This is a genomic window from Photobacterium panuliri (genome assembly GCF_059920555.1).
Map to the genome: position 1 here is coordinate 1,468,629 of NZ_CP197193.1, position 12,349 is coordinate 1,480,977.

Sequence of the window (12,349 nt, forward strand, 5' to 3'; positions counted from 1 at the left end):
AATGTACAGAATAATATAAATATTTACGGTCGATCGCATTTCGTTACAAACCGTATCTTATCGAAAAGAATACCCGTTAGCGGATTGATGTAGGTCACTTTTTTGGTGGAGGGAGTCGGTATAGTTGGGCTCGTTATCCCCGTGGGCATGCTCCGGCTTCAGTGCCAGTCCCGGAAGTTAACATCACTACAAATAATCGTTTGGGTAAGCTACCAAGATACACCTCGGTGTATAAAAAAGTTGCGGTTGACCGTTCTATGTTGCCATACCTGGCCAGCCACTTTTTTACTGTAACTTTGGTAGCTTACCTCCTTTTTTAACTCATATTATTTTTGGGTTTTGATCCAGTTCTTGATACTGGTCTCAACCACTTCCATAGGCTGATCGCCGTATTTCAATAGTTGGTCGTGGAAGCTCGCCCAGTCAAACTGGCTGCCCAACTCGCTCTGGGCCAATTCAAGCATTTCCATGATCACCAGATAGCCAGACTTATAGGATACTGCTTGCCCAACGTAGGCGGCATAGCGGAAGCTTTCAGATTCGATATCGCCATCACCCAGCGCGGAGTTCTGGTTCATGTAATTCTGTGCCTGCTCGATGCTCCAGCCTTTGGCGTGGATCCCTGTGTCGACAGCCAGTCGCATGTTGCGCAATTGTGCTTCGTTGAGGCTACCGAAATATTGCAGGGCATTACACTCCTCGGCATCGCTGTAAATGCCACCTTGGAAGGTGGAGTAGTCGAGGTCTGGTTTGCACATACCGGTTGCGTTGACGAAGGTTGGTTTGCCCTCGCTATTCAAATCGCCGTAGATGCCCATTTCCAAACCTAGCCACTCGGTATATAGCGCCCAACCCTCGGCATACGCAGTGTACCAAACGCCCTTGATATAATCAGGCTTATCGGCAGGCGGATACTCGATTGAATAGGCGTTTTGGAAGTGGTGGCCAGGTGCTGCTTCATGAAGCAGCAAGGTAGATACATTCCACTTCTGAAGGCTGTAGTTCGGGTTGGTGTTGAGGTTGAACTCGTTGCCGCCGTAGGAAGCTACGCCATCGTATTTCTCGCGGTTGGCCGGAACGGGAACAATAGTGTAATCGGTCTTGATCGGCTTGAAGTAGGAGGCGACGACGTCATTGGCATCGGTTTTGAAGATATTGTAATCGATAAGGGCTGCTTCACAGGCTGTTTGCTCTGATGCGGCTTTGCATAGCTCGGCATAAGGCGTTCCTGTGATAGTACGGCCGTCACGGCCATAGAAAAACTGTTCGCTGTTGAGGTAGTCGAAGAACTCGTCGAGGTTGATGCTCTTGTCGGCATTGACCAGATTGAAAGTGCGCTCGCTGACAACGCCTTGTGGGTTGCGCCACTCGGCCTTGATGGTTTCCCCGCGTTTTTCGACGATTAGCTGGGCGACACGGATCATTTCAGCTTTGGCATCGGCTACCAGATCCTCACCAAGCTGGTTGAGTTCCATTGCTGATTTGCCGGTGGTGCTGTTGCGGTCAAGTTGCCACTGGTACCAGGCCTGACCGTTGGGGAGATCGCCCCAGCCGATATTGGTATCGGAGGCACTGTTGCTCCCGCGCGCGCTGGTGAAGTAATCCCCTTTCAAGAAGGCAATGATCTCAGCGACGCTGGCCTGGGCATCCTCTACCGCTTTTTGGTATTCAGCAATGAATTCAGCGCTGTAGCCATTTCCGGCTGCCTTGATGTCGTTGAGTCCTTGTTCTAGCAAGCCATAAGGCTGGCCGTTGGCCTGCATGGCTTCAACGGTACTGTCTATTAGGCGTGAGGTAAGAACTTGTGGCAACTGGGCTCCGTCGGTGATGGCAAGGGAATATTGCGAGAGTAGGTTGTTGGCCCAGGCGGTAAATTCACGGATCACTTGGATATGTTTTTGGTAGGCATCAGGTGAGTCTTGCTTGCTACCCGCTGCGCTGGCATTCCATTCGATATAGTTATAGAAGTGAGTAATAGGAATGTCGAAGTTGCCGAAGCGAGGGTTAGGGAGTGATGCCCCGCGAATGGCGATGTTGCGGTCGAAGCGGAAAGTGTCGTAGTAAATCTTGTCTTCGTCAGACAGGGCGTCGCGGTTGATTTGCTCTAGCTTGTCGAGGTACATCCGATCAACGCTCTGGCGGGAGCTGGCCATTTGGTCGGTGATTTGACCAAAATAGGTATTGTCGAGGGTTTTGATCGCGCTTTGGTAGTTGTCGAAAACACTTCGTAGCTGCGTGGCTGGCTGTTCGGTGTCTTTGGGTTGCTCGACGATGGTGGTTTCGTCGTTACAGCCGACAAGAGCCAGTGTCATCGCGATAGCAAAGGCCGTGGGTGAAAGGTGCAGGGTGTGCTTTTTCATTGTCCAAATCCTTTTATTTTTATCGTATCTCTAATCAACCCAGTTAACGGGTTCGGTCTAGGTTAGGGGATTCGTGGCATGAGGTTTGTGAGCCGGATTATGATTCATGTTGTTGGTTTTTTATCCAAAATGGGAATATTCACAACGGTGCACTTTTATGCTGGTAGTGATGGTTTTCTGCGTGCTGCAGCATGAGGGGAAGGATAATTTGCCGATTAATCATTCGAGTATCGAGGCTTTTTTTGCAGCCGGAAATTAGAAAATGCGGATCGCCTTCCAATTCCTTTATGGAATTTGACATTGATCGTGAAGATTATTCACCTGAACAGGCGAACAGGCGAACAGGCGAACAGGCGAACAGGCGAACAGGCGAACAGGCGAACAGGCGAACAGGCGAACAGGCGAACAGGCGAACAGGCGAACATAAGGATAAATGAAAGGAAAGGTCTCTCCAATGAACTGGTTAGTGGCGCGAAAAGAGACCTTCTGTACCAAAGGACGCTAGGTGCACGTGGCGGGTACCAACATCCCGATGGAATGCAATATCAGTATAGGGAAAGGCTCTAGAGTAAAACATCTAATTACCAGCATAAACTTGCCGATGCTATTCGATATAGGATCGGCGAGTGTGCTAATTAGGGATTTTTTAGATTAGGTGTCCTGCGGATAATCGCTACCGTTGCTGCAGCACCATTCACAGTCCAATGGCAGCAGTAATTCTTCTAGGCAAGCAGGATGCTGCATCAAATCCGGAGAAATATCCAATTGGCTGGCCATTTGGCGGTTGAACATTTCCCAGTGTTGCAGCAGGGCCTTGTCGATAGTCTCGCATGTGTCCCATGTATCGAGGACAAATGGCCGCAGGCTAGCCGCAGAATGGCCGAACATCATTAGTTGCCATTTCATTTCTTTGATCTGGATAGGTTGGCTCGGGTGGTCAGCATTGAAGGCGTCGAGCAGGGTTTGTACCAGTCGCTCTATGTCGCCACTGTTATCTATAAAGTAGTCAAACAGCGCGTCTTCCTGACGAACCGCATCTGCAATGAGCTGAATCGACTGGGGGTGGATAATCATATGCGCCAACATTCGAATGTTAAAGCGGTACAGCCGAATATTCGATGGTAGGCCGGCGGGCATGTCGTCAATCAACGCATACATATAGCGCAGAATATAGCTGTGCAGGCAATCGCTGATACTGTGCCAAATATTTTCCTTGCTGCCGAAATGGTGGCGGATCAGGCTATGGGAGACACCGGCCTGCTCGCTGATATTGCGCAGTGATACCCGCTCGTACCCCAGCTCGCAAAACATTTCAGCGGCCACGCTCATTATTTGAAGTTTGGTTTCTTCGGCGGCCTGCGCACTGCGCCGCCCTTGCTTACGTTCAGTCATCGTTCTATCTGTTTCATAACCCACGTCTTTTTACCAGATCTTAGCTTAATCGTCATCTGTCTGCGTGGCGAAATTATTTTATTGTCCACCTGTAAAATATAGTTGAACTTCAATTTGATCAACATATACTGCACGCCTGTGTAGTAAAAACAGAGAGACACCGTCTAGTGAGACATATACCAGCCACACTAAGCCCAGTTGCCAGGATCGCTGCGGCGATTCTGATCGGGTCTATCCTGACCGGTTGCAACCAGGCCAATTCCGAGCCTGCCCGTGAAATCGTCAAGCCGGTCAAGCTTTATCAGGTCCCCGTGGCGATGGAAGGGGCGAGTACCAGTTTCCCTGCCCGCGCCGAGGCTGCCCAGCGTGCCCAGCTCTCTTTTCAGGTACCGGGTGAAATCGCTCGTTTGACGGTGCGCGTCGGTGAGCAAGTTAGGCAGGGGCAGGTCTTGGCCCAGCTTGACGAGCGTGACTATCGTCTGGCGTTCGATGCCAAGCTGGCCGAGTACGAGCTGGCAGACAGCCAGTTTGTGCGGGCCAAACAGCTCTATGCCAAGAAGCTGATCAGTACCGATCAGTATGACCAGCGCGAGACGGCCTACAAGGCGGCGTTGGCTAATCTGGATCAGGCCAAAACGGACTTGGAGCATACTTTGCTGCGGGCCCCGTTCGATGGGGTGGTTTCGCTCAAACACGTTAATCAACATCAGTTTGTGGGTGCTAACCAGCCTGTCCTTAATATCCAGAATACCCAGCAGCTTGATTTGAGCTTCAGCTTGCCGGTGTCATTTGTCGAGCAATCTGATTTGGCATCACTGGCAGAGAGCCCGGTGTGGATCGAAATGGATAACCATGCGGCGAAGCCGATAGTCGCCACCCTTAAGGAGCTGTCGACCCAGCCCGAACCTGATACCAATACCTATACCGCCAAGGTCAGCATTACGCGTCCTTCCGATTTGAACATCCTGACTGGGATGACCGGGCAAGTGCATTTCGCCAAACCTGATGCCCATCGGGCAATGGTGCTGCCGGAGGGGGCATGGATTGAGCGAGATGGCCTCAAAGGCCGGGTGTGGCAGTTTGATCCTGCGACGCATGTGGTTAACGCCCTAGAGCTGACGCTTGATTCGCATGGCGCCGTGGTTGCAGGTTTGCCACAGGGTTCCATGGTGGTGATTGCCGGTGCCAAGGAATTACTGCCGGGGCAGCAAGTACGTGCCTGGGAACGCGAGGGAGGGATTTGAGGATGAAGAAGTCCCTATCTTTGCTGTCTTTGCTAATGGCGGTGATTGGCCTTCAAGGATGCCAGAGCGAAGAGGCTGTTGTTGACGCCAAGCCGCTGGGGGTATCGGTCATTGAGGTTGCCGAGCCTGTCAGCAGCCAGTTCCGTAGCTTCAACGGGCAGGTCGAGCCGGCCGAGAATACCCCGTTGGCCTTTCGTGTCGAAGGCGAGATCAGCCGGGTACTCGTGAAAACCGGCCAGCAGGTGCGCAAGGGCCAGTTGCTGGCTTCGCTGGATGCCGACAAGTTCGAGCAGCAGCTACGTGATGCCAAGGTGCAATTTGAGCTAGCGCTGAAGCAGCTAGAGCGTGGCCGTGAGCTCTATTCACGCAACATGATCTCCAGCGCCGAGCTCGACGAGCTGACGGCGAACCGGTCATTGACGCAGGTCCGTTATGAGTCGGCCAAGGCTCGCTTGGGGTATACCCGGCTGGTAGCCCCGTTCAGCGGTGTTGTTTCATCGGTTCCCAAAGAGTCGTTTGAGGCCGTGTCGCCGGGCGAAGCGGTCGTGAGCCTGTATCAGGACGATCGTGTGTATATCAATATTCCGGTTTCGGACACGGTGATTGCGATGGTCAATCCGGCGGCGGTTGCAAGGAATTACCAGCCGATGGCGCGTTTTGGCAACAGCGAGAACCGCTATCCCGTGACCTATTTGGAGCATACCAGCGAGCTGGAGCCGCAAAGCCAGACATACCGGATGTGGTTTGATATGCCGCAGGTGACTCCGGCGATTCTGCCGGGGACCAGTGTGGTGCTGGATGTCGATATGGCCGCCGCGGGGCTGAGCACTCTGCAGGGCTACCAACTGCCAATGACCGCACTTCAGGCTGGTCGTGACCCAGGGCGATTTTTTGCATGGACCGTCAAAAATGGCAAGGCCCACAAGGTTCCTGTCGGTATCGAGGTGATCAATAACCGCGGGGTTATTGTCAACAGCGGGATTGGCGAGGGTGATCAGGTGATTAATTCCAGCTTGCGCAAATTGCGCGAAGGTATGGGGATCGCCGTGTTGTCCGAAGACGGCATAGTGGCGGATCAGTAAGGATTGCGCGGTGAATAAGCGACAGGATAGCACCACCCGCATCAGGCAGGTTGTGCTGGGGCTTATCAGGATAGTACTGCTGATAGCCTTCTGGCTCGCGGTGAGTGAGCTTAGCCAGTTTCTGGTTTGGAAATGGCTTGGCAACAAGATGCAGCAGATACAAATAACTCGGGTTGAACAATTTATGCGCAACGAAGACTGCGCGCCGGCGCTTGATGCGTTGGTTGCAGGCAAGTATCTCGGAGAACAAGTAGTGACGGAGACCGTAGGGTGAATATTGCTGAATATTCCATCAAGAACAAGGTGATCAGCTGGCTGTTTCTGATCATTCTCGCCATCGGCGGCGTGAGTTCGTTTTTTGAGCTGGGCCGTTTGGAAGATCCGGCTTTCACCATCAAGGATGCGATGATTATCGCGACCTATCCGGGAGCCACATCGACCGAAGTCGAAGAGGAGCTGACCTATCCGCTGGAGAAGGCTGTCAGGCAGTTGCCCTATATCGACAAGGTGACCTCGACCTCCTCGGCGGGGATGTCGCAGATCACCGTCAGTATGGAAATGACCTACGGGCCGGATGAATTGCCGCAGATTTGGGATGAAATGCGACGCAAGATCAACGATCTTCGTCCTATGCTGCCCAAAGGAGTCGCCTCGCTACAGGTGATCGATGACTTCGGTGATGTCTATGGCGTCATGATCATGATGACCGGCAAAGGCTATTCGTACGTTGAGCTCAAGCGCTATGCCGATTACCTGACCCGCGAACTGGAGCTGGTCGAAGGGGTTGGCAAGGTCAGCATCACCGGCAACCAGCAGGAGCAGATTTTTGTTGAGATCTCCCTAGAGCGTATGGCCGCCCTGAATCTTGATATGAATACCATTACGGGTCTGATGAACCAGCAAAACAGCGTGCTGTCATCCGGTGAGATCATGGTTAACGGCGAGAGCCTCCTGATCCGCCCGAACGGTACCATGAGCAGTGTCGAGGAGTTGGAAAATCTGGTTATTCACGGTCGTGATACCGGTAACCTTATCCGCCTTAAAGATGTTGCAACGGTTACCCGGGGGGTGCAGGAAAAACCGGGCAATCTGGTTACCTACAATGGTGAGCCGGCGATCAATCTTGGCATTTCCTTTGCCGCCGGAGTCAACGTGGTAGAGGTCGGCCATCAGCTGGATGCGCGTCTGGCCCAGCTGGAGGAGATCAAGCCTGCCGGTATTTCCCTTAACTATTTCTATAACCAAGCACAGGAAGTAGACAAGTCGGTTAAAGATTTCGTGATCAGCCTTGGCGAAGCCGTTGTGATCGTGATTGTCGTGCTGCTGTTTGCCATGGGCCTGCGCAGCGGGATCATTATCGGCTTGGTATTGCTGCTGACGGTGTTCGGCACCTTCATCATGATGAAGCTGAACAATATCGAGCTGCACCGCATTTCTCTTGGCGCCTTGATTATTGCTCTCGGGATGCTGGTGGATAATGCGATTGTGGTTGTAGAAGGGATCTTGGTCGGGATAAAGAAAGGCCGCACCAAGCTTCAGGCGGCTGTAGATATCGTCAAGCAGACCCAGTGGCCGTTATTAGGGGCTACCGTGATTGCCATTACCGCATTCGCCCCTATTGGCCTGTCGAGCGATGCCAGCGGCGAGTTCATGGGATCCTTGTTCTGGGTTCTGTGCTATTCGTTGTTCCTTAGCTGGATAACGGCTTTGACCTTGACGCCATTCCTCGCGGATTTGCTGCTCAAGGAAGAAGACGGCAGCGGGCTGGACGATGAGGCGGATCCGTACAAGGGCGTTTTGTTCATGGTCTTTGGCAGCGTGCTCAAGTTTGCCCTGCGTTTTCGTTGGCTGACGGTTGCCAGCATGGTTGCGATGCTGGTGATGGCGGTGGTGGCTTTTGGCCACGTCAAGCAGTCGTTCTTCCCGCCATCGAATACGCCGATGTTCTACGTTGATATGTGGATGCCGGAAGGGACGGATATTCGCGAGACGGCCCGTCAGACGGATCAGGTTGAGGCGTTTATTCGCAAGCAGGAGGACGTGGAGTTTGTGACCGCATCGGTCGGGCAGGGAATGCAGCGTTTTGCCCTGACTTACCAACCGGAGAAAAGCTACGAAGCCTATGCCCAGCTTCAGGTGCGAACGTCGGACCGTGACAATATGTTTGTCCTGCTGAACAAGCTCAATGATCAGCTTCCGTCTCATTTCGAGAAGCCGACCTTCCAGTTCAAGCTGATGGAGTTTGGCCCGTCACCTGCATCGAAGATCGAGGCGCGGATTGTCGGTCCGGATCCGCAGGTATTGCGTGATTTGGCCTTGCAGGTTGAAGATGTGCTGCTTCAGGATCCCGGGGCGAGAAACGTCCGTCATGACTGGCGTGAGCGGACCAAGGAACTTGTGCCCCAGTTCAATGAGTCTAAGGCTCGTCGTCTTGGCATCTCGAAAGAGGATCTGTCCAATACCCTGCAAATGGCGTACGGCGGTAATACTATCGGTTTGCTACGAGATGGTACGCACATGCTGCCGGTGATTGCCCGTCTGCCGGAAGCCGAACGCATTGATTTTAAATCATTGCAGAACCTGAAGATCTGGAGCCCGGTTCAACAGGGATACGTACCGCTTGAGCAGGTTGTCGACAGCGTGGATCTGGCTTGGTCAGAGCCGCTGATCCAGCGTCGGGATCGTAAGCGCACCTTGACCGTACTGGCCGATCATGATGTTTTGGGTGATGAGACGGCAGCAAGCCTGTTTGCCCGTATTCGTCCTAAAGTTGAGGCATTACCTCTGCCACAAGGTTATTCGATCAGCTGGGGTGGCGAGTATGAATCATCGAAAGACGCCCAGGAAGGGATGATGAGTTCGATGCCGATGGGCTACTTGTTCATGTTCATTATCACCATCTTCCTGTTTAACTCGGTGAAAAAGCCATTGGTGATTTGGGCAACGGTACCGTTGTCGATTATCGGTGTCTCTTTTGGCCTGATGGCGACCAACATCCCGTTCAGTTTCACGGCGTTGCTTGGTCTGCTGAGCTTGAGCGGTATGATTTTGAAAAACGGTATTGTTTTGCTTGATCAAATTAACATCGAGTTGGAATCGGGCAAGGCTCCGTATCAGGCCATCGTGGATAGCGCGATCAGCCGTGTTCGTCCGGTGAGTATGGCTGCGCTGACAACGATTCTGGGGATGATCCCCTTGGTGTTTGACGCCTTCTTCAACTCGTTGGCGATCACCATCATGGCCGGTTTGGGTTTTGCCACCGTGCTGACCTTGATAGTAGTGCCTGTGCTATTTGCGCTGTTTTACAATGTAAATCCTCCCAAGGCGGCCGCTTAGTCAGAGCGTTGTCCCCATTGGAGAGCATAGGCGGTTAGCCAGATAAGCAAGCCCCCGTTCATTGAGCGGGGGCTTTTTGTTTGGGAAATGTGTCCGTGGAAGGCTTTGATATGCAACAAAATATATTCAATAAGGGTATGATATTAAAAGTATATCGAATAAATCGTATTTGAGAGATGTAAATGGAAGACATAACCGAGATTATCAAACAGCTTGAATCCCATAAATTGCCGATTGTTAAGATTACCCCGTTGGCGCGCAACGTGGTTGATATTCGGAACAGCAAGTTTGGCGGAAAACCTTATTGGCCGAAAAACAAGGAATATCCTACCAGCCATCATGGACAGCCATTGTATTTACTTGCCCAGATTAATTTTTCAGAAACGCCTCAATTGGCGAATTTCCCGACCAAAGGGATCATGCAGTTTTATATTCAAGACGATGATCTTTACGGCATGGATTTTGATAAGTCGATAGAGGAAATTATTGCTGCACCAAGTGGTTACCGCGTGGTTTACCACGAGGATGTGACCGATGACCTGTCGGCGCTTGAGGATAACCTGCCTGAAGTGAACGAGGAGTGTTGCCTGCCTTTAACCAGAGAATATGCCATCACGTTCAAGCTAGACGAAGAAATGCCATCACCAACGGATTGCCGTTTCGACAGCATTGCCGGTGATATCTACGATTTTGATGAGCAGACGTCTGACTACATTTACGATAATTTCTCTGCCGAAGGATGCAAGCTGGGCGGCTATGCAAACTTTACCCAAGATGATCCCCGTCGGGACATCGAAGGGGACACATGGCTTCTTCTGTTCCAGCTTGACTCAGTTTGGGAAGAGGACATAGAGATCATGTGGGGTGATTTGGGCGTTGCCAATTTCTTTATTCGTGAGCAGGATCTTGCCCGCCGTGACTTCTCGAAAGTTTGGTACAACTGGGATTGCAGTTAAAAATAATTAAGACACCCATACTTTTGTACTTTCTTGCCTTGTGTTCTAGGCTTCCAGTTAGATAGATGGATCAGGGAGCCGCCAATCATGCCGAAGGCAAGGAAGACGCAAGTGAGCTTAAGTGATACCCGGTATTACCATTGTGTGTCACGTTGTGTGCGAAGGACATTTCTATGCGGGAAAGATCCACTGACAGGTAAGTGCTATGAGCACCGGCGCGTTTGGGTCGAGCGACGGTTGTTGTTTCTTGCTAAGGTGTTTGCGATAGATATCTGCGCATATGCTGTGATGAGCAATCACACCCATGTAGTACTTCATGTGGATGCTGAGCAGGCCAAGAGTTGGTCACAGGAAGAGGTGATCAACCGTTGGCATCAGGTGTGTAAGGGGAACTTTCTTTCTAATACTTGGTTGGATGAAAGTATTCGGCGTCAGATGGATAAGGCGCAATTACAGGCCGTTGAACGCCTCGCTAATGACTGGCGTAAACGACTATTTGATATCAGTTGGTTTATGCGCCTGCTCAATGAGCCAATAGCCCGCCAAGCCAATGAAGAAGACGATTGCACAGGACGTTTCTGGGAAGGCAGATTCAAATCCCAACCGTTGTTGGATGAAGCAGCGTTAGCAGCCTGCATGGCCTACGTTGATCTCAATCCTGTTCGTGCAGGGATTGCGAGGACGCCGGAAACCTCTAGCCACACAAGTATTAAAAAGCGAGCAAAAGCCGCGAAGTCGAACTCCCAGCCAAAAGCATTATTGCCCTTTGTCGGCAACCCTCGTTCTAATATGCCTAAAGGTTTGCCCTTTGTATTTACTGATTATTTATTGCTGGTTGATGAAACGGGACGAACGATTTGTGATGGTAACAAAGGGTGTATTTCAGAAAATGCACGCAATATTGTTGCTCGACTGGGCTTCACCGAAGAAAACTGGTTGGAGTTAACGAGCCAGTTGGAACGAAACTTTTCGGGTGCGATAGGCAAGGAACACCTGCTTCGCGAGTACCACCACCATATTGGCCAGCAGCGAACATCGGGGCTAAGTGCTAGCCGAAGATTGCTAAACGCAGCCTGACCATTTGCCGTTATTTAGTTTCTATGGCTAGCCATCTGGCTAGGTTTTGTCGTGCAATAAATTCACTGAAATCCGCAAATAGCCGAATTATTCTGGAGACATTTGCTGATGGGGCTAATGAAAAGGACGTTGTTGGGGAACGTGTGCAGTTCTGTGGAGTATAACTTGTCGATCTGAGCGTTTTTAATCATGGGTGTCATGATTAAAATATGGGTGTCATGATAAAGAAAGGGAAATAGTGGCGTAGGGCTGGCAGCTAGAATCCTACAACCACCTAATACCTAATACTCTGTTTGGATATGAGCCAAGCTAGTGCGTCATGCTTGTGTGGGGGATAGATTGCCGATCCAAGAGGCGATTTCTTCTAAGTCGGTTTGCTTGCCGTTTAGCAGTCGGATCATCAGGCCTCCAAAAAGCAGGGCATAGGCTTGGTTTGCATTGGCCTTGCCGACAATTTTGCTTAGTTCATCCAATATCTTACGATCAGCCATTCTCAGTAGCATGTCATTTGCAACGTCGTGGCTTTCTCGGTTTTTGACGTAATCGAGCAGGATTACCATTTCACCTTTGAATCGGGCATCCAGTGCCGCGATGAGGTTGAAAAGAGCCTGTTCCCGATTTTGCGGAATAGGGCTGCCTTCGGGAATGCCATATAGGTTATGGGGCTGCAAAACCAGTTCGGTACATGCGCTAAATAGATCTTCTTTGCTGGGGAAGTAGTGGTATAGCGCACTTTTGGATACGCCCAATGCTTCTGCAATTCCCCGCATACCCAGCCCGTTGAAACCATGTTCTGTGAAAATATCGACGGCTTTTGCCGCTAATTCTTGGCGATAGGCATCCCGATCAACAATCTTCGGCATCGTAACCTCCTTTAAAGTCCATCTGGACTATATTGAACT

9 protein-coding genes are annotated in these 12,349 nt (G+C 51.2%); 6 read left to right on the top strand and 3 right to left on the bottom strand.

Annotated features, from left to right (window positions below; all coding sequences use genetic code 11):
• Window positions 1-326: 326 nt before the first annotated feature.
• Window positions 327-2,360, bottom strand: coding sequence for a DUF885 domain-containing protein (locus ACSF8X_RS22765; RefSeq protein ID WP_500851582.1), 2,034 nt, complete (start codon window positions 2,358-2,360; stop codon window positions 327-329).
• Window positions 2,361-3,011: 651 nt separating this feature from the next.
• Window positions 3,012-3,752 (bottom strand): TetR/AcrR family transcriptional regulator, encoded by a 741-nt coding sequence (locus tag ACSF8X_RS22770; protein WP_047879536.1) that lies wholly within the window; start codon window positions 3,750-3,752, stop codon window positions 3,012-3,014.
• Window positions 3,753-3,928: 176 nt separating this feature from the next.
• On the opposite strand from ACSF8X_RS22770, the gene ACSF8X_RS22775 reads away from it, so the two are divergent.
• The 6 genes from ACSF8X_RS22775 (at window position 3,929) to ACSF8X_RS22800 (ending at window position 11,447) form a co-directional block, all read left to right on the top strand.
• A complete protein-coding gene (locus ACSF8X_RS22775; RefSeq protein ID WP_500852152.1) occupies window positions 3,929-4,996 on the top strand; it encodes an efflux RND transporter periplasmic adaptor subunit in 1,068 nt (355 codons plus the stop codon).
• A 2-nt stretch (window positions 4,997-4,998) separates the two neighbouring features.
• Complete coding sequence (locus ACSF8X_RS22780) at window positions 4,999-6,078, top strand: efflux RND transporter periplasmic adaptor subunit (protein WP_500851583.1); 1,080 nt, start codon at window positions 4,999-5,001, stop codon at window positions 6,076-6,078.
• Between the two features lie 10 nt (window positions 6,079-6,088).
• Window positions 6,089-6,352, top strand: coding sequence for a hypothetical protein (locus ACSF8X_RS22785; protein ID WP_047879538.1), 264 nt, complete (start codon window positions 6,089-6,091; stop codon window positions 6,350-6,352).
• Window positions 6,349-9,414, top strand: a complete 3,066-nt coding sequence (locus ACSF8X_RS22790) for an efflux RND transporter permease subunit (protein ID WP_500851584.1) — start codon at window positions 6,349-6,351, stop codon at window positions 9,412-9,414. Before ACSF8X_RS22785 ends, ACSF8X_RS22790 begins: the two co-directional genes overlap by 4 nt.
• 182 nt (window positions 9,415-9,596) lie before the next feature.
• Window positions 9,597-10,370, top strand: a complete 774-nt coding sequence (locus tag ACSF8X_RS22795; RefSeq protein ID WP_500851585.1) for a YwqG family protein — start codon at window positions 9,597-9,599, stop codon at window positions 10,368-10,370.
• A gap of 288 nt (window positions 10,371-10,658) precedes the next feature.
• A complete protein-coding gene (locus tag ACSF8X_RS22800; protein WP_500851586.1) occupies window positions 10,659-11,447 on the top strand; it encodes a transposase in 789 nt (262 codons plus the stop codon).
• Between the two features lie 317 nt (window positions 11,448-11,764).
• Here the strand turns inward: ACSF8X_RS22800 and ACSF8X_RS22805 are convergent, their stop codons facing one another.
• On the bottom strand, window positions 11,765-12,310 hold the full coding sequence (locus ACSF8X_RS22805) for a TetR/AcrR family transcriptional regulator (RefSeq protein ID WP_500851587.1): 546 nt from the start codon (window positions 12,308-12,310) through the stop codon (window positions 11,765-11,767).
• Between the last annotated feature and the right edge of the window lie 39 nt (window positions 12,311-12,349).

What these genes read in the sequence shown, in the direction of transcription:
- ACSF8X_RS22765 (WP_500851582.1), bottom strand. Translation starts at nt 2,360, where the DNA reads ATGAAAAAGCACACCCTGCACCTTTCACCCACGGCCTTTGCTATCGCG.
- ACSF8X_RS22770 (WP_047879536.1), bottom strand. Translation starts at nt 3,752, where the DNA reads ATGACTGAACGTAAGCAAGGGCGGCGCAGTGCGCAGGCCGCCGAAGAA.
- ACSF8X_RS22780 (WP_500851583.1), top strand. Translation starts at nt 4,999, where the DNA reads ATGAAGAAGTCCCTATCTTTGCTGTCTTTGCTAATGGCGGTGATTGGC.
- ACSF8X_RS22795 (WP_500851585.1), top strand. Translation starts at nt 9,597, where the DNA reads ATGGAAGACATAACCGAGATTATCAAACAGCTTGAATCCCATAAATTG.
- ACSF8X_RS22800 (WP_500851586.1), top strand. Translation starts at nt 10,659, where the DNA reads ATGAGCAATCACACCCATGTAGTACTTCATGTGGATGCTGAGCAGGCC.
- ACSF8X_RS22805 (WP_500851587.1), bottom strand. Translation starts at nt 12,310, where the DNA reads ATGCCGAAGATTGTTGATCGGGATGCCTATCGCCAAGAATTAGCGGCA.